Source organism: Streptomyces sp. UW30 (assembly GCF_008042075.1).
GTDB lineage: Bacteria > Actinomycetota > Actinomycetes > Streptomycetales > Streptomycetaceae > Streptomyces.
Window position 1 is genome coordinate 2,028,982 of the sequence record NZ_RDBN01000037.1, and the last position, 26,060, is coordinate 2,055,041.

Annotated in this window: 16 protein-coding genes and 1 pseudogene; 11 read left to right on the top strand and 6 right to left on the bottom strand. The window is 68.2% G+C overall.

From position 1 onward, the window contains the following. Nucleotides 1-7 precede the first annotated feature (7 nt). The 3 genes from EAO75_RS28025 to argG all read right to left on the bottom strand — a co-directional run bounded on the left by EAO75_RS28025 (nt 8) and on the right by argG (nt 3,422). A complete protein-coding gene (locus tag EAO75_RS28025) occupies nt 8-1,537 on the bottom strand; it encodes a helix-turn-helix domain-containing protein (protein WP_147997776.1) in 1,530 nt (509 codons plus the stop codon). A 64-nt stretch (nt 1,538-1,601) separates the two neighbouring features. Then, nucleotides 1,602-1,799, bottom strand: coding sequence for a DUF4236 domain-containing protein (locus EAO75_RS28030; RefSeq protein ID WP_147997777.1), 198 nt, complete (start codon nt 1,797-1,799; stop codon nt 1,602-1,604). A gap of 168 nt (nt 1,800-1,967) precedes the next feature. Then, on the bottom strand, nt 1,968-3,422 hold the full coding sequence (gene argG, locus EAO75_RS28035; RefSeq protein ID WP_147997778.1) for an argininosuccinate synthase: 1,455 nt from the start codon (nt 3,420-3,422) through the stop codon (nt 1,968-1,970). 369 nt (nt 3,423-3,791) lie between these two features. Here argG and acnA point away from each other — a divergent pair, with 369 nt between their 5' ends. From acnA to EAO75_RS28050, 4 genes are all read left to right on the top strand, one after another. Then, entirely contained in the window at nt 3,792-6,506 is a 2,715-nt protein-coding gene (gene acnA, locus EAO75_RS28040; protein ID WP_147997779.1) for an aconitate hydratase AcnA, read from the top strand. A 146-nt stretch (nt 6,507-6,652) separates the two neighbouring features. Next, a complete protein-coding gene (locus EAO75_RS47670; RefSeq protein WP_261989432.1) occupies nt 6,653-6,787 on the top strand; it encodes a hypothetical protein in 135 nt (44 codons plus the stop codon). Next, nucleotides 6,784-8,280, top strand: a complete 1,497-nt coding sequence (locus EAO75_RS28045) for a HAMP domain-containing sensor histidine kinase (protein ID WP_147997780.1) — start codon at nt 6,784-6,786, stop codon at nt 8,278-8,280. Before EAO75_RS47670 ends, EAO75_RS28045 begins: the two co-directional genes overlap by 4 nt. 180 nt (nt 8,281-8,460) lie before the next feature. Then, nucleotides 8,461-8,703, top strand: coding sequence for a DUF397 domain-containing protein (locus EAO75_RS28050; protein ID WP_147997781.1), 243 nt, complete (start codon nt 8,461-8,463; stop codon nt 8,701-8,703). Nucleotides 8,704-8,971: 268 nt separating this feature from the next. Here EAO75_RS28050 and EAO75_RS28060 read toward each other — a convergent pair whose 3' ends face one another. After that, nucleotides 8,972-9,403, bottom strand: a complete 432-nt coding sequence (locus EAO75_RS28060; RefSeq protein WP_147997783.1) for a hypothetical protein — start codon at nt 9,401-9,403, stop codon at nt 8,972-8,974. Nucleotides 9,404-9,449: 46 nt separating this feature from the next. Continuing rightward, on the bottom strand, nt 9,450-10,310 hold the full coding sequence (locus tag EAO75_RS28065; RefSeq protein ID WP_147997784.1) for a helix-turn-helix domain-containing protein: 861 nt from the start codon (nt 10,308-10,310) through the stop codon (nt 9,450-9,452). Between the two features lie 604 nt (nt 10,311-10,914). On the opposite strand from EAO75_RS28065, the pseudogene EAO75_RS28070 reads away from it, so the two are divergent. Together EAO75_RS28070 and EAO75_RS28075 are read left to right on the top strand one after the other, a co-directional pair. Beyond that, a pseudogene (locus EAO75_RS28070) lies at nt 10,915-12,015 on the top strand (lytic polysaccharide monooxygenase). A gap of 373 nt (nt 12,016-12,388) precedes the next feature. Further along, a complete protein-coding gene (locus EAO75_RS28075) occupies nt 12,389-15,682 on the top strand; it encodes a GH92 family glycosyl hydrolase (protein WP_261989433.1) in 3,294 nt (1,097 codons plus the stop codon). Nucleotides 15,683-15,765: 83 nt separating this feature from the next. Here the strand turns inward: EAO75_RS28075 and EAO75_RS28080 are convergent, their stop codons facing one another. Continuing rightward, nucleotides 15,766-19,566, bottom strand: a complete 3,801-nt coding sequence (locus tag EAO75_RS28080) for a GH92 family glycosyl hydrolase (protein WP_187284591.1) — start codon at nt 19,564-19,566, stop codon at nt 15,766-15,768. 353 nt (nt 19,567-19,919) lie between these two features. On the opposite strand from EAO75_RS28080, the gene ngcE reads away from it, so the two are divergent. From ngcE to EAO75_RS28105, 5 genes are all read left to right on the top strand, one after another. After that, nucleotides 19,920-21,383: an N-acetylglucosamine/diacetylchitobiose ABC transporter substrate-binding protein gene (gene ngcE, locus EAO75_RS28085; RefSeq protein ID WP_147997785.1), complete on the top strand. Its 1,464-nt coding sequence runs from the start codon at nt 19,920-19,922 to the stop codon at nt 21,381-21,383. 57 nt (nt 21,384-21,440) lie between these two features. Further along, the gene (locus EAO75_RS28090) at nt 21,441-22,367 is read left to right on the top strand and encodes a carbohydrate ABC transporter permease (RefSeq protein ID WP_147997786.1); all 927 of its coding nucleotides are present in this window, start codon (nt 21,441-21,443) and stop codon (nt 22,365-22,367) included. Nucleotides 22,368-22,370: 3 nt separating this feature from the next. Next, complete coding sequence (locus EAO75_RS28095) at nt 22,371-23,294, top strand: carbohydrate ABC transporter permease (protein WP_147997787.1); 924 nt, start codon at nt 22,371-22,373, stop codon at nt 23,292-23,294. Between the two features lie 194 nt (nt 23,295-23,488). Next, entirely contained in the window at nt 23,489-24,688 is a 1,200-nt protein-coding gene (locus EAO75_RS28100) for an ROK family transcriptional regulator (RefSeq protein ID WP_147997788.1), read from the top strand. A 133-nt stretch (nt 24,689-24,821) separates the two neighbouring features. Beyond that, the gene (locus EAO75_RS28105; protein WP_187284617.1) at nt 24,822-25,925 is read left to right on the top strand and encodes a substrate-binding domain-containing protein; all 1,104 of its coding nucleotides are present in this window, start codon (nt 24,822-24,824) and stop codon (nt 25,923-25,925) included. The last annotated feature ends 135 nt before the right edge of the window (nt 25,926-26,060 follow it).

Below are 26,060 nucleotides of genomic sequence, written 5' to 3' on the forward strand. Positions count from 1 at the left end.
TTGCGTATCAGATGTCCCGGAAGATCTCGATCTGCGCCCCAATGGAGTTAAGGCGCTCGGCGAGGTCCTCGTAACCCCGGTTGATGACATACACGTTGCGCAGCACGGACGTGCCCTCCGCCGCCATCATCGCCAGCAGCACGACCACAGCGGGGCGCAGGGCGGGCGGGCACATCATCTCGGCGGCGCGCCAGCGGGTCGGGCCCTCCACCAGGACGCGGTGCGGGTCCAGCAACTGGAGGCGGCCGCCGAGGCGGTTGAGGTCCGTGAGGTAGATGGCTCGGTTGTCGTAGACCCAGTCGTGGATCAGGGTCTTGCCCGACGCGACGGCGGCGATGGCCGCGAAGAACGGGACGTTGTCGATGTTCAGGCCCGGGAACGGCATCGGGTGGATCTTGTCGATCGGCGCCTCCAGCTTGGAGGGCCGGACGGTGAGGTCCACCAGCCGGGTGCGGCCGTTGTCGGCGAAGTACTCGGGCGTGCGGTCGTGGTCGAGGCCCATCTCCTCCAGGACCGCCAGCTCGATCTCCAGGAACTCGATGGGCACGCGACGTACCGTCAGTTCCGACTCCGTCACCACCGCGGCGGCCAGCAGGCTCATCGCCTCGACCGGGTCCTCGGAGGGGGAGTAGTCGACGTCGACGTCGATGGTCGGCACACCGTGGACCGTGAGGGTCGTCGTGCCGATGCCCTCGACCCGAACGCCGAGCGTCTCCAGGAAGAAACAGAGGTCCTGGACCATGTAGTTGGAGGACGCGTTGCGGATTACCGTGACGCCTTCGTGGCGCGCGGCGGCCAGCAGCGCGTTCTCGGTCACGGTGTCGCCGCGCTCGGTCAGCACGATCGGCCGGTCGGGACGTACGCCGCGGTCCACCACGGCGTGGTACTGGCCCTCGGTCGCCGCGACGTCCAGGCCGAAGCGGCGCAGCGCGATCATGTGCGGCTCGATGGTGCGCGTGCCGAGGTCGCAGCCGCCGGCATAGGGCAGCTTGAAGTGGTCCATGCGGTGCAGCAGCGGGCCGAGGAACATGATGATGGAGCGGGTGCGTACGGCGGCCTCCGCGTCGATCGCCCCCATGTCCAGCTCGGCCGGCGGCACGATCTCCAGGTCGACGCCGTCGTTGATCCAACGGGTGCGCACGCCGATGGAGTTGAGTACCTCCAGCAGGCGGTACACCTCCTCGATCCGGGCGACCCGGCGCAGCACTGTGCGCCCCTTGTTGAGCAGCGAGGCGCACAGCAGGGCCACGCAGGCGTTCTTGCTGGTCTTGACGTCGATCGAACCGGACAGTCGACGTCCGCCGACGACCCTCAGATGCATCGGACCGGCGTACCCGAGCGACACGATCTCGCTGTCCAGGGCTTCACCGATTCGGGCGATCATCTCAAGGCTGATGTTCTGGTTGCCGCGCTCGATGCGATTGACGGCGCTCTGGGAGGTGCCGAGCGCCTCGGCCAGCTGCGCCTGTGTCCAGCCCCGGTGTTGCCGGGCGTCACGGATGAGCTTGCCGATGCGTACGAGGTAATCGTCTGCCATGAGGTTGAGGCTATCTCAGATATGAGATGGCACATCCCAAGGGGTCCATTCGGGTGACGGCTCGTCAACGCCGCCTGGCGGTACGGGTACGACGCCACCCGAAAGGTCCGGGCAAATCAACCGATGTCGTACGACGTCCGGTGCTGCTGTGCGTGTGTCGCGGGCCGTGCCTGCCGCCCGTGGTGAGGGACCAGGAGCGCCGGTTGATGTTCAGCCGCACCCCGGGCAGGATCCGAAAACTCTTGCGAAACGTCAGGGGCATGGATGCCTCCCTTCGGAGTCGAGTACGTACCGGAGTCGAGTACGCGCTTCTCGGGTACCCCGCCCCGGCGAACTGATGGCATGTCGGAAAGCCGGAAGGGCCCGGTTCGACGCGCGCGGCGTCGAACCGGACCCTTCCGCGGTCCGTCCTCTGGTGGCCCGGTGGCCGTCAGTCTGTGCCCGCCTCCATCGCGGCGCGGTCCAGGGCCGCGTCCTCCTCGGAGACCTCGCCGCGCGAGGCGATCGCCTCGGCGCCGCCCTCGGGCAGCTCCGGCATCGTGCCGATCAGGCCGGTCGCGGCGGCCTGGGAGGCGCCGACGGTCGGGCTGCCGGTGCCGATCAGGCCGAGGCCGACGTACTGCTCCAGCTTGGCGCGGGAGTCGGCGATGTCGAGGTTGCGCATGGTGAGCTGGCCGATCCGGTCCACCGGGCCGAAGGCCGAGTCCTCGGTGCGCTCCATGGACAGCTTGTCCGGGTGGTAGCTGAACGCAGGGCCGGTCGTGTCGAGGATCGAGTAGTCCTCGCCGCGCCGCAGCCGAAGCGCCACCTCGCCGGTGACGGCCGCGCCGACCCACCGCTGGAGCGACTCGCGGATCATCAGCGCCTGCGGGTCCAGCCAGCGGCCCTCGTACATGAGGCGGCCGAGGCGCCGGCCCTCGTTGTGGTACTGGGCGAGGGTGTCCTCGTTGTGGATCGCGTTGACCAGACGCTCGTACGCGGCGTGCAGCAGGGCCATGCCCGGTGCCTCGTAGATGCCGCGGCTCTTGGCCTCGATGATCCGGTTCTCGATCTGGTCCGACATGCCGAGGCCGTGCCGGCCGCCGATGGCGTTGGCCTCCATCACCAGGTCGACGGGGGAGGCGAACTCCTTGCCGTTGACGGTGACCGGGCGGCCCTGCTCGAAACCGATCGTCACGTCCTCGGCGGCGATCTCGATGGACGGGTCCCAGAACTTCACGCCCATGATGGGCTCGACGGTCTCGACGCCGGTGTCCAGGTGCTCCAGCGTCTTGGCCTCGTGGGTGGCGCCCCAGATGTTGGCGTCCGTGGAGTACGCCTTCTCCGTCGAGTCCCGGTAGGGCAGGCCGTGGGTGACCAGCCACTCCGACATCTCCTTGCGGCCGCCGAGCTCGGTCACGAAGTCCGCGTCCAGCCAGGGCTTGTAGATCCGCAGGTTCGGGTTGGCGAGCAGGCCGTAGCGGTAGAACCGCTCGATGTCGTTGCCCTTGAAGGTCGAGCCGTCGCCCCAGATCTGGACGTTGTCCTCGAGCATCGCGCGCACCAGCAGCGTGCCGGTGACGGCACGGCCCAGCGGCGTGGTGTTGAAGTACGCCCGCCCGCCGGAGCGGATGTGGAACGCGCCGCACGTCAGCGCGGCCAGGCCCTCCTCGACGAGGGCGGCACGGCAGTCGACCAGACGCGCGACCTCGGCGCCGTAGGCCTTGGCGCGGCCGGGGACCGAGGCGATGTCGGGCTCGTCGTACTGGCCGATGTCAGCGGTGTAGGTGCACGGGACGGCGCCCTTGTCGCGCATCCAGGCGACTGCGACCGAGGTGTCGAGACCGCCCGAGAAGGCGATGCCGACGCGCTCGCCGGTGGGCAGGGAGGTGAGGACCTTGGACATAGGAAGAGTATGCATCACGTCGCATGGTCATGCAAAGCCCTTGCGTGAAGGTGCGAGAAGTCCGCGGAAGTGTGGGAAAGGGCAGGCCCGGGCGGGTGTGGCGGGGGCGATCGGGTGCGGCGGCGCGGCCGGGTGTGCGGAACGACACTGTTGAAAGGCGCGCGGCAAGGAGGCCGGGCATGACCATCCCGGCCCCATGTACTAGAGTTATCTCGACATCGAGATATCTGCCGGGGCGCACCGCAGCCGCACGTCATCGCCGGTCTGGCGGTAAGGCTTGCCTAACTTAGCCTTACCTTAGCGGATCGGCCAAGATGCCGGGGCGGCAGGATCGTGGTGAGTACGCGCACATCAATGAAGGAGACTGTCGTGTCGGCGAACAGCTTCGACGCCCGCAGCACGCTGCAGGTGGGCGACGAGTCGTACGAGATCTTCCGGCTGGACAAGGTCGAGGGCGCCGCGCGCCTCCCTTACAGCCTGAAGGTGCTGCTGGAGAACCTCCTCCGCACCGAGGACGGCGCGAACATCACCGCCGACCACATCCGCGCCCTCGGCGGCTGGGACTCCCAGGCCCAGCCGTCGCAGGAGATCCAGTTCACGCCGGCCCGCGTGATCATGCAGGACTTCACCGGTGTCCCGTGTGTCGTGGACCTCGCGACCATGCGTGAGGCCGTGAAGGAGCTCGGCGGCGACCCGGCGAAGGTCAACCCGCTCTCCCCGGCCGAGCTGGTCATCGACCACTCCGTCATCGCCGACAAGTTCGGTACGAATGACGCCTTCGCACAGAACGTGGAGCTGGAGTACGGCCGCAACAAGGAGCGCTACCAGTTCCTGCGCTGGGGCCAGACCGCGTTCGACGACTTCAAGGTCGTCCCGCCCGGCACCGGCATCGTCCACCAGGTGAACATCGAGCACCTGGCGCGCACGGTCATGGTCCGTAACGGCCAGGCCTACCCCGACACCCTCGTCGGCACCGACTCGCACACCACCATGGTCAACGGCCTCGGCGTCCTCGGCTGGGGCGTCGGCGGCATCGAGGCCGAGGCCGCCATGCTCGGCCAGCCGGTCTCCATGCTCATCCCGCGCGTCGTCGGCTTCAAGCTGACCGGTGAGCTCAAGCCCGGCACCACCGCCACCGACCTCGTGCTGACCATCACCGAGATGCTCCGCAAGCACGGCGTCGTCGGCAAGTTCGTCGAGTTCTACGGTGAGGGCGTGGCCGCCACCTCGCTCGCCAACCGCGCCACCATCGGCAACATGTCGCCGGAGTTCGGCTCCACCGCCGCGATCTTCCCGATCGACGACGAGACGATCAAGTACCTGAAGCTGACGGGCCGCGACGCCCAGCAGCTCGCGCTCGTCGAGGCGTACGCCAAGGAGCAGGGCCTCTGGCTGGACCCGGCCGCCGAGCCCGACTTCTCCGAGAAGCTCGAGCTGGACCTCTCCACGGTCGTCCCGTCGATCGCCGGTCCCAAGCGCCCGCAGGACCGCATCGTCCTCGCCAACGCCTCCCAGCAGTTCGCCCAGGACGTACGCAACTACGTCTCGGACGACTCCGAGGCCGGCAAGGAGTCCTTCCCGGCCTCCGACGCCCCGGCCGTCTCCAACGGCGTTCCGTCGAACCCGGTCACCGTGACCGCCCCCGACGGCTCGACGTACGAGATCGACCACGGCGCCGTCACCGTCGCCGCGATCACCTCCTGCACCAACACCTCGAACCCGTACGTGATGGTCGCCGCCGCGCTCGTCGCGAAGAAGGCCGTCGAGAAGGGCCTGACCCGCAAGCCGTGGGTCAAGACCACGCTCGCCCCGGGCTCCAAGGTCGTCACCGACTACTTCGACAAGGCGGGGCTCACCCCCTACCTCGACAAGGTCGGCTTCAACCTGGTCGGCTACGGCTGCACCACCTGCATCGGTAACTCGGGCCCGCTGCCCGAGGAGGTCTCGAAGGCGGTCAACGACCACGACCTCGCCGTGACGTCCGTCCTCTCCGGCAACCGGAACTTCGAGGGCCGCATCAACCCCGACGTCAAGATGAACTACCTGGCGTCCCCGCCGCTGGTCGTCGCGTACGCCCTCGCGGGTTCGATGAAGGTGGACATCACCAAGGACGCGCTCGGCACCGACCAGGACGGCAAGCCGGTCTTCCTCGAGGACATCTGGCCGACCGAGGCCGAGGTCAACGACGTCGTGGCCAACGCCATCGGCGAGGACATGTTCAACAAGTCCTACCAGGACGTCTTCGCGGGCGACGCCCAGTGGCAGGCCCTGCCCATCCCGACCGGCAACACCTTCGAGTGGGACGCCGAGTCGACGTACGTCCGCAAGCCCCCGTACTTCGAGGGCATGACGATGGAGACCACCCCGGTCTCCGACATCGCCGGCGCCCGCGTCCTGGCCAAGCTGGGCGACTCGGTCACCACCGACCACATCTCGCCCGCCGGTGCCATCAAGGCCGACACCCCGGCCGGCAAGTACCTCACCGAGCACGGTGTGGAGCGTCGTGACTTCAACTCCTACGGCTCGCGCCGAGGCAACCACGAGGTCATGATCCGCGGCACGTTCGCCAACATCCGCCTGCGCAACCAGATCGCGCCGGGCACCGAGGGCGGCTACACCCGCGACTTCACCCAGGCCGACGCGCCGGTGGGCTTCATTTACGACGCCTCGCAGAACTACCAGGCCGCCGGCATCCCGCTGGTCATCCTGGGCGGCAAGGAGTACGGCTCCGGCTCGTCCCGCGACTGGGCGGCCAAGGGCACGGCCCTCCTCGGCGTCAAGGCCGTCATCACCGAGTCGTACGAGCGCATCCACCGCTCGAACCTCATCGGCATGGGCGTCCTGCCGCTGCAGTTCCCGGCCGGCCAGACGGCCGACTCGCTCGGCCTGACCGGCGAGGAGACCTTCTCCATCGCGGGCGTCGAGGAGCTCAACAACGGCACCACCCCGAGCACGGTCAAGGTCACCACCGACACGGGCGTCGAGTTCGACGCGGTCGTCCGCATCGACACCCCCGGTGAGGCCGACTACTACCGCAACGGCGGCATCATGCAGTACGTGCTGCGCAACCTGATCCGCGGCTAGGCGATCAAGTACGCGGCAGCGCACGGCAGTTGAGGGCCGCATCCCCGAACAGCGGGGATGCGGCCCTCGTCGTTTTCGTCCCGTGACATCGGCAGAGCTCAGCCGGAACACAGGGTTCCCCCAGCGTGCGGGGGCAGGATCGGGACATGACTGGCACTGCTGGGTTCCGAAACGGACGCGTCCGTGTGCTCACCGACGTGCTCGACGGGCCGGGCGCCGGCGCCGACGAGTCCGTGCGTGTCCTCGGCTGCGCCGTCCGCCCCGTGGAGGACGGCAGATGAGCGCCCGGCGTCGCCTGCGGCCCCTGCGCACGCGCCTGCTCGTCCTCATCGGCCTCGCGCTCGCCGCCGTGTGCGCGGCGATGGCGCTCACCACCGTGTTCGTCCAACGCGCCTATCTGCTGGGCAACCTGGACGACCGGGTCGACACCGCCGCCGAGCGCAGCCTGGGCGGCGCGCGGCTGCACCCCGGGCCGGCGGACGACCTGAGCTTCCTCATGGACAGCGGCCACTCGACCGGCATGCTCGCCGCCCGGCTCGACGACGACGGCAGCATCCTCGCCGCCGAGGTCGTGAGCGCGAACGCCCCGCCGCGCGCCCTCACCGACGCCCAGCGGACGGCCCTGGCGGGCGTCAGGACCGACGGCTCGACGCACACCGCCGCCGTCCCAGGGCTCGGCACGTACCGTGTCACCGTCGCCGAGAGCGACGGGGTGCGCGTGCTGACAGGGCTCCCGATGGACGACGTACAGCACATGATCAGCGGCATGGTCGTGGTCGAGGCGGTCGTCGCGGTGGCCGTTCTCGCCGCGGCGGGCGGCCTGTGCGCCGTGGTCGTACGACGCCAGCTGCGCCCCCTCGGCAGGGTCGCCGCCACGGCCGCCGAGGTCTCGCGCGCACCGCTCGACCGGGGCGAGGTCACCGGCCTCACCCGAGTCCCGGCCCGGGACACCGACCCGGCCAGCGAGGCCGGCCAGGTCGGCGCCGCCCTCAACCGCATGATCGACCACGTCGAGTCCTCCCTCACCGCACGCCGGCGCACCGAGGAACGCATGCGCCGCTTCCTCGCCGACGCGAGCCACGAACTGCGCACCCCGCTCACCTCGATAGCCGGCTATGCGGAACTGATGAAGCGCGGCAGCGACGGCATCGAGCCGGTCCTTGCCTGGCGCCGCGTCTCCGCCGAGTCGGCCCGCATGACGGGCCTGGTGGAGGACCTGCTGCTCCTGGCCCGCCTGGACGAGGGACGGCCGTTGCAGTCCGCCGAGGTGGATGTGGCGGCGCTGGTCGCGGAGGCGGTGTGGGATGCGCGGGCCGCCGGCGCAGGCCACGACTGGGAGCTCGAACTCCATCTGGACGACGCCCCGTCGGTCCTCGGGGACGAGGCCCGGCTGCGTCAGGTGATGGCCCACCTGCTGGCCAACGCGCGGGTGCACACGCCGCCGGGCACGACGGTCGTCACCTCCGTCGAATCGACCGCCGACCGCTGCCTGATCCGTCTGCGGGACGACGGCCCCGGCATCCCACCCGCCCTCCTCCCGCAGGTCTTCGACCGCTTCACCCGCGGCGACACCTCCCGGATCCGTAGCGGCCCGCAGGACGGCGGGTCCGGCCTCGGCCTCGCCGTCGTGGCGGCGATCGTGTCGGCGCACGGGGGCCACATCGACGTCGAGAGCGAGCCCGGCCGGACCGAGTTCACTGTCGTCCTGCCGTCTACGGCCGGAGAGCATGCGGGTGACCGACGCGTGGACCTCATGTCCATGAACTCGCCGTGAAACAACGGAACTTGAGCCAACTGACGCACGACCCGGTTCCCGGAGGGCTAACTTGGGCAAGCAGTTGTTGGGTCATCTGGCTTGCGGAAACTGTGTGTCATCGCCCGGGTGCCGTGTGCGGTGCCGGGCCTGGCGCAGGGGTATTCGCCTGCGGTAGTGCACAACCGTCCACTAACATGGATGGGCACCATCCAGGCGCATCGGGGGAGCAGGGGGGCTGAGGTGGTGCATAAGGGGAAACCCTTGTGGCGCAAGAGCAGCCTGTGTGGCAATGAGAGTGAGTGCGTGGAGGTCGCCGTGGGGGAGGGCAGAGTACTCACGCGCGACTCCAAGAAGCCCAAGCGCGCGCCTCTGCGTTTCACCGGCCCTGCCTGGACGGAGTTCCTCCATGCCTTGGTGCAGGAGGAGTTGGACGGCCCGTGACGTTCTTGACAAGCCATCGGCGGTAGGTAGGGGGCCTCAATGGGTGCCGAGGCATCTGCAGTTCAGCATTCGGGCAACGGCGAACGGAAGAGGCCCGCGACCTTGAGCGGAGCCGTCACCTTCTCGCTCGGCGCAGGCGCGCTGGCGACGGTGACCGCGGCTCTCGCGTCCCTCCTCGTCGACAGCGTTCTCGCCAAGCGGATTCTGTGGGTGGCCGTGGCCCTGGCTGTCGCCGTCGGTGCGGGGGTGTGGCGGGCCGGATGTGCCGCTATGACGTCCCCACCTGATTCGGGTCGCCTTCCGCAGGGTTCGCGGACGAGTTCTCCGAGGTAGCGCCCGCCGACTGTCGGCGCGCGAGCAGCCGCTTCTTCCACCACCGGGTCACCAGGCCGGTGATGCCGGAGGCTCCCAGGACGGTGACGGCGATCGTGCCGATCCGAGACCAGGGCAGCTTCAGCTCACCGGCTGCCTGGACGACGACGATGATCACCGCGGCCACCACGATCAGCCCGACCAGGCCCAGCATTCCGACACGGGTCACGAGCCTGAGCTTCATGGCGCCGCGCGCGTTCTCTATCTCTATGAGGTTCTTCGTCTGCACAGGGTCCTGTATGGCCTGCGCCTTGACGTCATCGTCGTTCAGACCGGATGCTCCGCCGAGTACGCTCTGCAGGCCCTGCCATATCGACCTGAAGACCACGTTGGTCCTCCCCCTGGCTCCACCACCAGAAAAGGGCGCCGCAGATCTAGCGGGCCGCGAGGTCTTGCTTGATGCGACCGATGAGGTCGAGTGACTCGGTTTCGCCGAGCGCCAGATCCATGATCGCCTGGAAGCACTCCTGGTAACGGGCCAGCAGTTCCAGGTCTTCGCCGCCGGTCATGCTGCCCGCGGCATGCTCCAGATACAGCAGATCGTCGTCGTCGGGGAAACCCAACAGGACGAAGCTGCCCAGTGTGCTGTAGTGGGCCCCGGCCGCGAAGGGGAGTACGCGGATCGTGGTCCCGTCCTGTGCGCCGAAGTCGAGCAATTGCTGCAACTGCTCGTTCAGTACCGCCTTTCCGCCGATCTGCCGCCGGACCGCTGCCTCGTCCAGGACGAACGTCGCCTCGGGGCCGGCCGAACCGGCGAACATCCTCGTCTGCCGCTCCATCCGCAAGTCCACGACCCGGCCGATCCGTTGGCGTGCCAGGCCGCGCGGAGTGAGGAGGGCCTCGGCGTATGCGCGAGTCTGGAGATGCCCGGGAACGACGATGGGGTGATACGTCTGAAGAGACGTCGCAGCACTCTCGTACCCCAGGTACTGGGCAAACTGTGGCGTCACGACGTCGTGGTACCTGGACCACCAACTGGCCCCTTTGCTGCCCCGGGCCGCCTCCTCCAGCTCATGCACCGAGGCCGGGTCGGTGACGTCGTACAGGGCCAGCAGTGCTCGCAGGTCGCTCACGGACACACCGACGGTTCCGGTCTCCACGCGGATGAGCTTGGACTGCGACCACTCCACCCGCTTGGCAGCCTCACGCTGGGTCAGGCCCGCGCGCTCGCGCGCGTGCCGCAGAGCAAGGCGCAGCTTGCGCCGGTTGAGGCTGGGGTCCACGGGGGGTGTCATCGCCGCTCCTTCGTCCGTGCACGTACCCTGAAGTCGGTCGGCCATGCACAGAAAGTTCCTAGCTCTTGGCATCCTTCATTATGCAGAGAGCAAAAAGGATAGAGCTGATTGATGCCGACTGACCGCGGCACGGTACGGGCGATGCGCGGACGGGCTGCCGGGGCGGCGTGAGCTGCACCGCTGTCACGACTCCCATTCACCACAGGAACGTCCGAACGGGCGCTTGTGCTCCGAGGAGACGTTCTCCGGTTCCGAGCCGTCGAAGCAAGGGGGGCTCAGCGGGCGCACGAAATGTCTTGCCGGCGCGTCGTATTGCGCCGGGCGCAAGGGCGCCGGAGGCGTGCGGTCCAGCTGCAACGGCGACGACCACGGCTCTGCGCCGGTGCGACAGCATCTCGTGACACCGCCCGGACACGGCCCTCCCGCGACAGCCGTTTACATCCCCGCCTCACAGCGCTACCTTCCGCAACAGACGGGGTGGGAGCGCTCCCATTGCGATGGACCGGAACCCGTCGCCCGGACCGCTCCCGCCCCGCGCGCGGCACACGCACCCCATACATCCGCATCCGAACGGCCCGTACCCGAAGGAACGGACACGACTGTCATGATCCTGACAAGCAACCGGGAAGGGGCGCCCGTACGACCGCCCCGCCGATTAACCCACGCCACCCGCACCGGCGCCCTCTTCCTCGTCCTGATCTCCCTCCTCGCCACCATCCCCGCCGTCACCCTCGTCATGACCGCCGGAGGCAAGGCGGAGGCCCACGGCACCCCCATGAAGCCCGGCAGCCGCACCTTCCTGTGCTGGCAGGACGGCCTCACCGACACCGGTGAGATCAAGCCGGTCAACCCGGCCTGCAGGGTGGCCGGGCGGGTCAGCGGCACCACGCCCTTCTACAACTGGTTCTCGGTGCTGCGCTCCGACGGCGCCGGCCGCACCCGCGGCTTCGTGCCCGACGGTGAGCTGTGCAGCGGCAGCAACACCAACTTCACCGGCTTCAACGCCCCCAGCAAGGACTGGCCGCTCACCCACCTCACCTCGGGCGCGACCGTCGACTTCTCCTACAACGCCTGGGCCGCGCACCCGGGTTGGTTCCACGTCTACATCACCAAGGACGGCTTCGACCCGACCCGGACCCTCACCTGGGACGACATGGAGGAGGAACCCTTCCTTACGGTCGACCACCCGCCGCTCAACGGCTCACCGGGCACAGTCGAGGCCAACTACTCGTGGACATGAAAACTTCCTGACGACAAGTCGGGCCGCCACCTCGTCTACATGGTCTGGCAGCGCTAGGACAGTCAGGAAACCTTCTACTCCTGCTCCGACATCGTCTTCGACGGCGGCAACGGCGAGGTCACCGGCATCAAGGAGCCCGGCAACCCGACCGACCCGGTGCCCGGCGAGTGCTCCGCGGCTCGTCGTACGACCGGCAGTTGGTCCGGCGGCTACCAGTCCGAGGTGACCGTCACCAACACCGGCGACGTCCCGATGCTCGGCTGGATGGTCGACTGGACGCTCCCGGCCGGCCAGAAGGTCGAGAGCCTCTGGAGCGGCAACGCGACTTACACCGGCCAGAACGTGATGGTCCACAACGCCGACTGGAACGGCTCCCTGGATCCGGGTCGGAGCGCGACGTTCGGATACGTCGTCTCCGGATCCGGTGGCGACGGTACGGCCGCCTTGCCCTGTCGAGTGGGCTGAATCGTCGCTCCGGGCGGACCCGGTGGGCGTGAGCCGCCGTCCACCGGGTCCGCGAGCCGGACGAGCCCGAGGGGGGGAAGTGGGACCGTCCGGTTGGTGAGTGGCTTGTGCGAGGTTGCGATGCGACAACGTTGTCGAATGGTATGCACATGACTCTATCGCCTCAACGGACAACGATGTCAAGCCAGTTGGGCACCAAGTGACCTCCGCCATCCCGGACGCCCGGCCGACTCGCTGCCCCCGTCCGGGTGATCACCCCGCGTGCCCGCCCATCGGAAGGCGCTCTTCCGTGGTACCGGTGACACACGCTACTGTCCCTGCGGCTTGTGCGACCTGTGGTGCGCGACCCGTCCGAAGGAGGAGGGGCCGCGTCATGCGTTTGTGTCCCAGACTGTCTCCCCGACCGAGTCGTACGGCCTTGCTGCTGGCCGCCGTTCTCGCGATCGGCGGCGCCACACCCGCCGTCGCGGCCTCCAGCGCGCCGCCGCCCGAACTCGTCGACGACCCCACCTCGTACGTCGACCCGCTCATCGGCACGAAGAACGGCGGCAACGTCTTCCCGGGCGCCGTCACCCCGTTCGGCATGCTCTCCTTCAGCCCCGAGAACACCCGTGGCGACGCCACCCGCACCGCCGCGCCCGGCGGATATCACCACGACGCCACCCGCATCCGCGGCTTCAGCCTGACCCACATGTCCGGCACCGGCTGCGCGGGCGGCAGTGGTGACATCCCGTTCTTCCCGTACGCGGGTGAAGTCACCTCGTCGCCCGCGAGCGACACCAAGGACGCCGTCTACGCCTCCGACTTCAGCCACGCCGACGAGACCGCCGAGCCCGGCCGCTACCAGGTCCGCCTCGCGTCCGGAGTCACGGCCGACCTCACCGCGACCACCCGTACCGGCTCGGCGCGCTTCACCTTCCCGTCCGACAAGCCCGCCTCGCTGCTCGTCCGCACCGCCAACTCCGAGGTGGGGTCCGCCGATTCGACGGTCCGGATCGACCCCGACAAGCGCACGATCTCCGGGTCCGTCACCTCCGGGAACTTCTGCGGGTACCTCGACCCCGAGGGCCAACGCGCCTACTACACCGTCCACTTCACCGCCCGCTTCGACCGCGCCTTCAAGGCCACCGGCACCTGGCAGGACGACAGGCTGAACCCCGGCGCCACCTCCGCGAGCGGCGGCACGGGCGGGTTCGCGAACGGCGGACGCCCCGTCGCCGGCAAGGGCGCCGGCGGATACGTCGAGTTCGCTCCCGGCACCGGACCGGTGAACGTCAAGGTCGGCATCTCCTACGTCAGCCAGGCCGGAGCCGAGGCCAACCTCGCCGCGGAGAACCCGCCGCACCGCTCCTTCGACGCCGTACGGGACGCCGCCCGCCGCGCCAGGCGCGAGCGTCTGTCCGCGATCCGGGTCGGCGGCGGCACCGACGCCGAGCGCACCACCTTCTACACCGCGCTCTACCACGCCCTCCTCCACCCGAACGTCATCAGCGACGCCGACCGCCGCTACCGCGGCCCCGACGGCGAGGTCCACACCGTCAGCCGCGGTCACCAGGCCCAGTACGGCACCTTCTCCGGCTGGGACGTCTACCGCGACCAGGTCCAGCTGCTCACCCTCCTCAACCCGCGCGTCGGCTCGGACATCGCCCAGTCGCTGTACGAGCTGGCGGAGCAGAACGGCGGCGTCTGGGACCGCTGGCTGCACGGCGCGAGCGGCACCCACGTCATGAACGGCGACCCCTCGCCCATCGCCCTGGCCGGCATCCGCGCCTTCGGCGGGACGGACTTCGACCTGCGCGGGGCACTGGCCTCGCTCGTGAAGGCGGCGACCGTACCCACCGACAAGGACCTGTCCTCGGCGGGAAAGCCCGTGCTCTCCGTCGGGCAACGCCCCTCCCTGGACAAGTACTTGAAGCAGCACTACATGCCGTCGGTGTCGAACGCGTGGGGTGGTGCCGCCGAGACGCTGGAGATGTCCGGCGCCGACTTCGCGCTCTCCCAACTCGCCACGGTGGCGGGGCGTAAGGACACGGCCGCCACCTTCGGGGACCGGGCCCAGTGGTGGCAGAACAACTTCAACATCGCCGCCACCCAGGCCGGCGGCTACATCGCCAACCGCAAGGCCGACGGCAGCTGGGTCACCGGCTTCACCCCGGCCACCGGCAACGGGTTCGTGGAGGGTACGGCGGCCCAGTACACGTGGATGGTCCAGCACAACCCGGCGGGACTCTTCGCCGCCATGGGCGGTCGTGACGCGGCCTTGAAGCGCCTCGACGCCTTCTTCCACGACGCCGACGGCAACTGGGCCTTCACCGGCAGCGGCGGCGAGAAGTCGGAGCTGGACAACGAGCCGTCCATCAACGTGCCCTACCTGTACGCCTACGCGGGTGCCCCGCACAAGGCGCAGGAGACGGTCCGGGCGGCGATGCGCGAGCTGTGGTCCACCGGGCCCGGCGGCATTCCCGGCAACGACGACCTCGGCGCCATGTCGTCCTGGTACGTCTTCTCCGCGCTCGGCATGTACCCCCAGGTGCCCTCCCGTGCCGAACTGGTCCTCGCCTCACCGCTGTTCCCGCGCGTGGAGATCGACCGGCCGGGCGGCGGCGACATCTCCGTGCGCGCGCAGGGCGCGGCCGCCGACGCCCCGTACATTCGTTCCCTGAAGGTCAACGGCCGTACGAGCGAGCGCCCTTGGCTCCCGTCCTCCTTCGTGCGGGACGGCGGCCGGCTGGACTACACCCTGTCCGCCGCGCCCGACCCCGCCTGGGGAGCCTCCGAGGCGCCGCCGTCCTTCCGCGCGGGCGAGCAGCCGTACCAGATCGGCGTCGGCCCGACGACGGCGACCGTCGCGCCCGGCGGGAGTGCCAAGGTCGGCATCCGCGCCCTGTCGATGAGCGGAGGCCAGGGCCCCGAGGTGCGCTTCCGGGTCGACGTGCCCGACGGCATCACCGCCACGCCCGCCGAGGGCACGGTGACCGACGGCTCGCAGGAGATCACGCTGACCTCCGCCGAGGACACGACCCAGGGCTTCCACGCCGTCGAGGTCACCGTGACCTCGGGCGACACCTCGTACGCACAGCCCGTGTCCCTGACCGTCGCGGCCCCGGGCACCCTGCTGGCCGCCTACAACAACACCGGCATCTCCGACGACACCGGCGACCACGACGAGGCCGACTACGACGGCGGCGGCTGGAGCTACTCCCGCCAGGCCCTCTCCGACGCCGGTCTGACGCCGGGCAAGCAGGGCACGGCGGGCGGCCTGACCTTCACCTGGCCCAGCTCGCCGAACGGTCGCCCGGACAACGTCACGGCAGCTGGCCAGACGATTGAACTCGCCGTCCCTGCAGGCCAGTTGTCCTTCCTCGGCAGTGGCGTCAACGGCAATCAGCAGTCCAAGGCCACCGTCACCTACACCGACGGCACCGCCGACACGATCGACCTCGCCTTCACCGACTGGACCGTCGGCGGGGGCGCCGGCACCGTCCAGTACGGCAACGAGGTCGTCGCCAGGGCCGCGTACCGGAACGTCGCGGGCGCGGACCGGGATCCGGTCGACACCTACGTCTTCGCCACCAAGCCGTTCGCGGCGCCGGCGGGGAAGACGATCGCGCGCGTGAAGCTGCCGGACGACGGCGACCTGCACGTGTTCACGCTGGCCGTGGGCTGAGGCCCGAACGCGCCGGACGCGGTGACGGTCGTACAGCCGTCACCGCGTCCGATCGACTTGAGCCGTGGCCCCAATGCCGCTGCTCAGGCGAGCAGCTCGACCTCCGACACCACCGCCTCACCGTCGAGCACCAGGCGGTACTTCGCGTACGTACCCGGTGACCCCACGGAGAACGCCCGTGTCTGCCGGTCCCAGGTGAAGGACTGCCCTGAGCGCTCGTCGAGGGTCTGCCATGTGGTGCCGTCGTTCGACCCCTGGAGCTTCCAGCCGGTCGGCGCCTTCGTGCGGTCCGACGGGGAGGTCAGGGTGTACTGCACGGCCTTGGCGGACTCGGACACCGGCAGATCCAGCGAGGTGACGCTCTCCTGGGTCGCCGAGGTGTTGTCGAACAGCGCCCCGACCCCCTTCAGCACGTCCGCCCTCGGTGTCGGCACCTTGTCGTCCTTGGCGATCGACACGGGCGCCGCGTTCTTGCCCGTACCCCACGAAGAGGGCCGCGGACCCATGTCGAACTCCAGGACCCCGCCCTTCGCGATCAGCTTGTGGGGGAGCGAAGTCGACTTCCACGGAACGCCGTTGACCTTCAGGCCCTGGACGTACACATTGCGGGTGCTGTTCCTCGGCGCCTTGACGACCAGCTCACGGCCGTTCTCCAGATGGACCGTCGCCTTGGTGAACAGCGGCGATCCGATGGCGTACTCGCCACTGCCCATCACCAGCGGATAGAAGCCGAGCGAGGAGAACAGGAACCAGGCCGACTGCTCGCCGTTGTCCTCGTCGCCGTGGTAGCCCTGCCCGATCTCGCTGCCCGTGTACAGCCGCGACAGCACCTCACGGATGCTCGACTGTGTCTTCCACGGCTGCCCGGCCGCGTCGTACATGTAGAGGGCGTGGTGGGCGACCTGGTTGGAGTGCCCGTACATGCCCATCCGTACGTCTCGCGCCTCCGTCATCTCGTGGATGACACCGGGGTACGAGCCGATGAAGTCGGGCGAGGCCGTCTCCGGGGTGGCGAGGTACTCGTCGAGCTTGTCCGCGAGCCCGCCGCGGCCGCCGTAGAGGTTGGCGAGGCCGCGGCTGTCCTGCGGGGCGGTGAAGGCGTAGCCGTAGCCGTTGGTCTCGGTGTAGTCGTAGCCCCACACGCGCGGGTCGTACTTGGACGACTCGACCCGCCAGTCGCCCTTGGCGTCGCGGCCCTGGAAGAACCCGGCCTTGGAGTCGAACAGGTTCACGTAGTCCTGGGCGCGGTTGAGGAAGTACGCCGACTCCTCCTTGTAGCGCTTCTCGCCGGTCTCCTCGTACAGCTTCCGGCCCATCTGCGCGATGCCGTAGTCGTTGAGGTAGCCCTCCAGCGCCCAGGACAGGCCCTCGTGGGTCTCGGTGCTGGTGTAGCCGAGGAAGGGCGAGGTCTCCATGCCCTTGCGGCCCACACCGGACGACGGGGGCACCACGGTCGCGTTCTTCACGGCCGCGTCGTACGCCGACTTCGCGTCGAAGTCGACGCCCTTGACGTAGGCGTCGGCGAACGCGACGTCCGACGAGGTGCCAGTCATCAGGTCCGCGTATCCGGGCGACGACCAGCGCGAGGTCCAGCCGCCGTCCTTGTACTGCTGCACGAACCCGTCGACCATCTCACCCGCCTGACTCGGGGTCAGGAGCGAGTACGCCGGCCAGGTCGTCCGGTACGTGTCCCAGAAGCCGTTGTTGATGTACACCTTGCCGTCGACGATCTTGGCGCCGGTGTGCGTCGGGGTGTCCTGACCCGTCATCGGCGAGAACGGAGAGGCGTACTGGTACTTCGAACCGACCTTCTCGAACCCGGAGTTGGGGTACAGGTACAGCCGGTACAGGCTGGAGTACAGCGTGGTCAGCTGGTCCGGCGTGGCGCCCTCCACCTCGACCTTGCCGAGCAGCTTGTCCCACTGGCGCTGGGCCCGGTCCTTCACCGTGTCGAAGGAGGTGCCGTCCGGGATCTCCTGGCGCAGGTTGTCCTTCGCCTGGTCGAGGCTGATGAGCGAAGTGGCGATGCGCAGCGTGACGGTCTTGTTCGCGGGCTTGAACCGCAGATAGCCCTTGACCCCGCTCGACGACCCCTCTTCCACCGGCGCGTCGAACACGCCGTAGACGAACAGCCGGGTCGCCCCCGTCGACAGGCCCGACTTCACGTCGGAGTAGCCGGTGAACGTCCCGCTCTCCTTGTCGAGCGTCAGCCCCGCCTGGTCGGTGACGTTGTCGAACAGCACGCTCGCGTCGTCGCCGGGGTAGGTGAAGCGCATGACGGCCGCGTGGTCGGTCGGCGCCATCTCCGTCTTGAGACCGTTCTCGAACCGCACGCCGTAGTAGTACGGCCGAGCCGTCTCGCTCTCGTGCCGGAAAGCCAGCTGCCGTGCCTCACGGCCCAGGTCGGGCGTGCCGGACGCGACGGACGGCATCACCTGGAAGGTCTGCCGGTCGCCCATCCAGGGGCTGGGCTCATGGCTGGCGCTGAACGCCTGGATCGTCGGCAGGTTGTCGTCGTTGTTGGCGCGGGCGTAGTCGTACAGCCAGCTCAGCGAACCCGCGTTGGTCACCGGCGTCCAGAAGTTGAATCCGTGCGGCACCGCCGTCGCGGGGAAGTTGTTGCCGCGCGAGAAGCCGCCGCTGGAGTTGGTGCCGCGGGTCGTCACCGCGTAGTCCGACAGATGGGCCTTCGGCTTCTCCCGCGGCACGGCCTTCAGCGCCACGTCGTCCAGCCAGCCCCGGAACTTCGCCGGGCCCTTGGGGGAGTCGTACGCCACCAGGATCCGGTCGACCGTCTTGCCGGCCGCGACCGACCCGATCCGCGAGGCCACGTTGTTCCACTGGTTGACGTAGAGGACCTTGGCCGCCCCCTGCCCCTGCGGGGTCAGCGCGAACCCGTGCTGGTCGGTCGCCTTCAGGTCGCTCAGATACGTCCCGTCCGTGAAGGCGAGGTCCACGGAGACGTTCGTGGCGTCGTAGTCCCGGTCGCGGTCCGCCATCGACGGGAAGATCCGGTACGACAGCTGCGTATCGCGTCCTACGGCCACATCGACGTCGAAGACCTTGTTGTACGAGTACGCCCGGGCGTCGGCGGTGTGCCGCCCGGCGTAGCGCAGTGCCCGCTTGCCGGTGAAGCCGGCGCCCGCCTTCGCCGTCGGCGAGCCGCTGGGGCCCTTGTCGACCAGCGAGAGCATGTCCTGAGGTATCGGGTTGGCGCTGCCGCCCTTGGAGAACTGGACGTCGGCGAGCTGGAGGATGTCGCCGCCGTTGTTCTTGGAGATCTCCAGCCGGAAGTGCCGGTACTCGGCCGGCTCGGCGATGTCGTACGTCTTCGTCTGGAACGGTTCGGAGAAGGACTCCCCGGTGCGGGTGTCCAGGGTGGTCCAGTTCGAACCGTCCGTGGAGCCCTGCAGGGTCCAGTCCTGCGGGTTGCGCTCGTCGTGGTCGTTGGCCGACGTGAGCGCGTAGGTGACCACCTTGACCGGCGCGGCCAGGTCGAACTCCGCCCAGCCGGTGGGGGCGAACGTCAGCCACTTGGTGGTCGGCTCGACGTCGACGAGGTTCTCCTTCACCTCACGCGCGCCGGCGTTCTCGCCGCTGGCCCGGACGTCCGTGACCTGGTCGGTCACATTGCCCGGAATGCCCGTGCTGTATCCGCCGTCCACGCCCGCGGTGCGTCTGCTGCCGTCCGCCGCGGTGTCGACGGTATTGAGCCAGTCGGGTGCCGGGTCGCCCGCCTCGAACGAGGAGGCGAACTCCCGGTCGGCCGCCGCGGGTGCCTGAGGCAGGGCGACGACCACCCCCTGTGAGCCCACTGCCAATGCAAAGGCGGCCGCCGACACGACCGCCGTTCCACCCCATCTGTGCCGAGCTCTCTGCTGCATAAGCCGGTACCCTCCCTGCGCACGGACAACGTTGTCAGCATCGCTGCGCAAGGACCAGTTGTGGCTCAAGTGCTAAGTATTGTCAAGGGTGTTGGGTGTGGCATTCGGGGCTTATGTCGCGGATTTTTCGGGCAAGCCGCGCACAGGCCCCTCATATTTCCGGGAGGTCTCAACTCGGAAAAGACCACCGGCCAACCTTGCATTCGATCTTGCTCCGCTGGCGGGAAGTGGACTATACCTGTCGGCACTTCACATGATTCCGCACTTCCTGCACGAACCCAGCTTGACCCGATCGCGGTGCCGGGGAGGATCCGGTTCACCGCCTGAGTCCTGGAGAAGGCGAGGACTTGAGCATGGGATCCACTTCTGCCCAGAATCCCGGTAAGAACGGCTCCGCGGGTGTCGGACGCCGCGATCTGATCAAGCGGTCCGCCGCGCTCGGCCTGATTTCCGTGCCCACGATGAGCTTCCTGTCCGCGTGTGCGAGCAGCGGGGGCGGCGGCAACGGCGACAAGGCCAAGGAAGGCAAGAAGACCGAGAAGAACCCGCTCGGTGTCAATGACACGGCGCAGATGGAGTTCGTACTCTTCGACGGCGGATTCGGCAAGGAGTACGCCGAGGACGCCGTGAAGATCTACGAGAAGAACTTCCCGGAGGTGACGGTGAAGTTCGCCGCCACCCAGAAGATCCAGTCCACCCTCCAGCCCCGCTTCAACCAGGGCACCCCGCCGGACCTCATCGACAACTCCGGCGCGGAGCAGATGGACATGGGCGTCCTGGTCGGCAAGGACCAGCTCGCCGACCTCACACCCCTGCTGGACGCCCCGTCCTTCGACGACCCGAGCAAGAAGGTCCGCGACACGCTGCGCCCCGGCATCGTGGAGATGGGCCAGTTCGACGGCGACCCGGTCTGGATCATGTACTACGCCTATACGGTCTACGGCGTCTGGTACTCGCAGAAGGCCCTGGACTCGCTCGACGAGCAGTACCCCGAGACCTGGGACCAGATGCTCGCGGTCTGTGCGAAGGCCAAGAAGAAGGGCATGGCGGGCTGGACGTACGCGGGCAAGTATCCGTACTACCTCCCCTTCTCGCTCTACCCGATGATCGGCAAGGTCGGCGGTGTCGAGGTCCTCGACGCCATCGACAACCTGGAGGCGAACGCCTGGAAGCACCCGGCGGTCAAGGCGTGCTTCGAGGCCTACTACGAGCTCTACAAGAAGGGCTACGTCCTCAAGGGCACCCCGGGCCTGGACCACATCCAGTCGCAGACCGCGTGGGCCCAGGGCAAGGCGCTGTTCATCCCGAACGGCTCCTGGGTGGAGAACGAGTCGGCGAACGTCATCCCGAAGGACTTCGGCCTCGCCGTCTCCGCGCCGACCGGTATCGACTCCTCCGACAAGATGCCCTTCGGCACGATCTGGGCCTCCGGCGGTGAGCCGTTCATCGTCCCGGCCAAGGCGAAGAACACCGCCGGCGGCATGGAGCAGCTGCGGATCATGCTGAGCGAGGCGAGCTCCAAGAACTTCACCAGCAAGGTCAAGTCGCTGACCGCGTACAACGGCGGCACCGACGGCATCACCCTCACCCCGGGCCTCAAGTCCGGCGTCGCGGCGCTCGACAAGGCCGGCCAGAACGTGGTGAACCCGCGGCTGCAGGACTGGTACGTGCAGCTCCAGAAGGAGAAGATCGGTGTCTCCGGTCTCGGCGAGATGATGGCCGGGCGTCTCACCCCCGCCGAGGCCATCAAGAAGATCCAGGCCTTCGCCGACGAGGCCGCCAAGGACTCGTCGATCAAGCACTACAAGCACCAGTAGTCCGGTGAGGATCCGTCACCAGCGGCGGCACCCGCGCGCAGATCGGGGTCGATAGCAATGCAGCACGGCAAGTACCGGTTCATCGTGGGGTTCCTCGCGGTGCCCCTGGGGTTGTACGCGCTCTTCGTCGTCTGGCCGTTCATCCAGTCCATCTACTACTCGTTCACGGACTGGACCGGGCTGAGCCCCGAATTCAAAATGGTCGGCTTCGACAACTACGAGAGGATGCTCGACGACGACATCTTCTGGAAGTCGTTGCAGCACAGCCTCTTGTTCGCGTTGCTGCTGCCGCTGGTGACACTCAGTTTCGCGCTGTTCCTCGCCTTCATGATCAATGTGGGCGGGCGGCGGAGAAAGGGCGGCCCGGCGATCACCGGTGTCCGTGGGTCCGGGTTCTACAAGATCGTCTATTTCTTCCCGCAGGTGCTGTCGATCGCGATCGTCGCGTTGCTGTTCGCCTTCGCGTACAACCCCGACAGCGGAGCGATCAACTCGATCCTGCGCGGGATCGGGCTCGACAGCGTCCAGCCGCTGTGGCTCGGCGATCCGAACCTGGCGCTGTGGGCCGTCATGGGCGTGATCGTCTGGTCCACGGTCGGATTCTTCGTGGTCCTGTTCTCCGCCGGTATGGCCTCCATCCCGGCGGATCTGTACGAGGCCGCGCTGCTCGACGGCGCCGGCCGCGCCGCCACGTTCTTCCGGATCACCCTGCCGCTGCTGTGGGACACCGTGCAGTCCGGCTGGGTCTACATGGGCATCCTCGCCCTGGGTGCCGAGTCCTTCGCGGTCGTACACATCATGACGACCGGGCCCGGAGGCCCCGACTACTCGACCACGGTCATGGTCCTGTACGTGTACCAGAAAGCGTTCCGTGACGGGCAGGCCGCCTACGCCACCACGATCGGTGTGGCCCTGCTCATCGTCACGCTGGCCTTCGCCGCGATCATCATGCGGCTGGGACGGCGCGAGCGGCTGGAGTTCTGACAGATGAAGACGACCGAGACCACCGCCCCCGTACCGGCCGAGTCCGGGATGCCCATCACCAAGACCGGGGTGCCGGCAAAGGCGCCGGCCAAGGAGAGGAAAGAGGGCACCGTCCTCAACGTCTTCTCCCACGGCGTTCTCGTCATCTGGGCGTTCATGGTCGCCATGCCGCTGCTGTGGGCGGTGATGACGTCCTTCAAGGACGACGCCTCGATCTTCGGCTCGCCCTGGTCGCTGCCGGACAAACTGCACTTCTCGAACTGGTCGCGGGCCTGGACCCAGGCCAATATGAGCGACTACTTCCTGAACACCATCCTGGTGGTGGGGGGTTCGCTGATCGGCACCCTGGTGCTCGGCTCGATGGCGGCCTACGTCCTCGCCCGCTTCGACTTCCCGGGCAACCGCTTCATCTACTTCCTGTTCATCGGCGGCATGAGCTTCCCGATCATGCTCGCGCTGGTCCCGCTCTTCTACGTCGTGAACAACATGGGACTGCTGAACACGATCCACGGGCTGATCCTGGTCTACATCGCGTACTCGCTGCCGTTCACCGTGTTCTTCCTCACGGCGTTCTTCAGAACGCTGCCGACATCGGTGGCCGAGGCGGCCTTCGTCGACGGTGCCTCGCACAGCCGTACGTTCTTCCAGATCATGCTCCCGATGGCCAAGCCGGGACTGATCAGCGTGGGCATCTTCAACTTCCTGGGCCAGTGGAACCAGTACATGCTGCCCACGGTGCTCAACACCGACCCCGACAAGCGGGTACTCACCCAGGGCTTGGTGCAGTTGGCCGTCAGCCAGGGCTACAAGGGTGACTGGTCCGGCCTCTTCGCCGGCCTCGTGATGGCGATGCTGCCGGTGCTCGCGGCCTACATCATCTTCCAGCGCCAGGTGGTCGCGGGGCTGACCGCGGGGGCGCTGAAATAGCCCCGGGGTAGCGCTCCGAAACCGCTCGCATGCACGCCGTTCCCACGCTCGGGAACGGCGTGCACAGGTGTGTGCACGTACCCGGATCCGGTTCAACCTCTTGACGGGAGGCAACCCGAACGGCTCAGCTTAGAGTTCACTAGTTGGACACGAACGGGGCCCCATCGATGCGGTCCCGCGCGCAGGAGGTCGTCGTGGAGACTCCGGGGTCGCAGTCGTCGCTGCACCGAGCCAACCTGGAGCGGGTCGTGCGGGCCGTACGGCTGGCCGGATCCCTCACCCAGGCGGAGATCGCTAGGACCACCGGTCTGTCCGCGGCAACGGTCTCCAATATCGTCCGTGAACTCAAGGACGGCGGAACAGTCGAGGTCACGCCGACCTCGGCGGGTGGCCGCCGGGCCCGCAGCGTCTCGCTGAGCGGGGACGCCGGCATCGTCATAGGGGTCGACTTCGGCCATACCCATTTGCGCGTCGCGGTCGGGAACCTGGCCCATCAGGTGCTGGCCGAGGAGTCCGAGCCGCTGGATGTGGACGCCTCCTCGACACAGGGCTTCGATCGCGCGGAACAGCTGGTCAACCGGCTGATCGGGGCGACCGGCGTCGACCGTTCCAAGATCGCCGGGGTCGGTGTCGGCGTGCCCGGCCCGATCGACGTCGAATCCGGCACCCTCGGCTCCACCGCCATCCTGCCGGGCTGGACCGGCACCAAGCCCGCCGAGGAGCTGCGCGACCGCCTCGGGGTGCCCGTGCACGTCGACAACGACGCCAACCTGGGCGCCCTGGGCGAGCTGGTCTGGGGCAGCGGGCGGGGCGTGCGGGACCTGGCCTACATCAAGGTCGCCAGCGGTGTCGGCGCCGGTCTGGTCATCAACGGCAAGATCTACCGGGGCCCGGGTGGCACCGCTGGAGAAATCGGGCATATTACTCTTGATGAATCCGGCCCGGTCTGCCGCTGTGGAAACCGGGGCTGCCTGGAGACCTTCGCGGCCGCGCGCTATGTGCTCCCGCTGCTCCAGTCCAGTCATGGCACCGATCTGACCATGGAGGGCGTCGTACGGCTGGCCAGGGACGGAGACCCGGGCTGCCGTCGGGTGATCGCCGACGTCGGCCGACATATCGGCAGTGGAGTCGCGAATCTCTGCAATCTCCTGAACCCGAGCCGCGTGGTCCTGGGCGGTGATCTCGCCGAGGCCGGTGAGCTGGTCCTCGGGCCCATCCGGGAGTCTGTCGGCCGCTACGCGATCCCCAGCGCCGCGCGCCAACTGTCCGTTCTTCCGGGGGCACTTGGCGGCCGTGCCGAGGTGCTCGGCGCACTGGCGCTCGCGCTCAGCGAGATGGGTGATTCAACCCTTTTGGACAGTACGCTGCACGCGGCCGCTCCTGCCTTCACTTAGAGAACGGATGGCACCGTTGCCAACCCGTTAAGGATTTACTTCTTGACGTCGCACGTGTGGCCGAGTTGACTTCCAGCCACCTCGGCCGCAACGACGCGGCCTCGTCAGGGAGGTTTCTGAAGTGAACACGCGTATGCGTCGTGCCGCCGTTGCCATTGCCGCAGGTGCGATGGCCGTCTCGCTGGCTGCCTGTGGCAGCGCCGAGGAAGCCGGTGGCGGCAGCGACTCCACCGCCAGCGCCGGCAAGGGCGACAACATCAAGGTCGGTCTCCTGCTCCCGGAGAACCAGACCGCCCGGTACGAGAAGTTCGACCGGCCCCTGATCGAGAAGAAGATCAAGGAGCTGACGAACGACAAGGCCACGATCGACTACAACAACGCCAAGCAGGACGCCAACCTGCAGGCGCAGCAGGTCGACACCATGATCACCAACAAGGTGGACGTCCTCATCCTGGACGCCGTCGACGCCAAGGCGATCAAGAACTCCGTGCAGAAGGCCGTCGACGCCGGCATCAAGGTCGTCGCCTACGACCGCCTGGCCGAGGGCCCGATCAGCGCCTACACCTCGTTCGACAACGTGGCGGTCGGCAAGACCCAGGGCGAGGCCCTGCTGACGGCGCTGGGCGACAAGGCGACCAAGGACTCCAAGGTCGTCATGATCAACGGCTCGGTCACCGACCCGAACGCCGCGCAGTTCAAGGAAGGCGCGCACTCCGCCCTCGACGGCAAGGTCACCATCGCCAAGGAGTACGACACCAAGGAGTGGAAGCCGGAGAACGCCAACTCCGAGATGGAGGCCGCGATCTCGGCCGTCGGCAAGAACAACATCGCCGGCGTCTACTCCGCCAACGACGGCATGGCCGGCGGTATCATCACCGCCCTCAAGGCCGCCGGCATCGACGTCCCGGTCACCGGTCAGGACGCCGAGCTGGCCGCCGTGCAGCGCATCGTCACCGGCGAGCAGTACATGAGCGTCTACAAGCCGTACGCCCCCGAGGCCGACGCCGCCGCCGAGATGGCCGTCGCGCTCGCCCAGGGCAAGTCGCTCGACTCCATCGCCAAGGACAAGGTCGACAGCGGCAGCGAGCAGGGCATCCCGTCCGTGCTGGTGCCCGTCACCTCGCTGACGAAGGACAACATCAACGACACCGTCATCAAGGACGGCGTCTACACCGCCGATGAGATCTGCACCGGCAAGTACAAGGCCGCTTGCGACAAGGCCGGCGTCACCGGCTGAGCCGAATCGGCGAAAGCAGCCCCAGGTCCCTTTCCAGGTGCGGGAATTCGTCCTTGAATTCCCGCACGGGACATGACTGCAAGCCAAGACTCCTCCGGCGCCCCGCGTATACGTCAGCCCCGCAAGCTCGGCGCG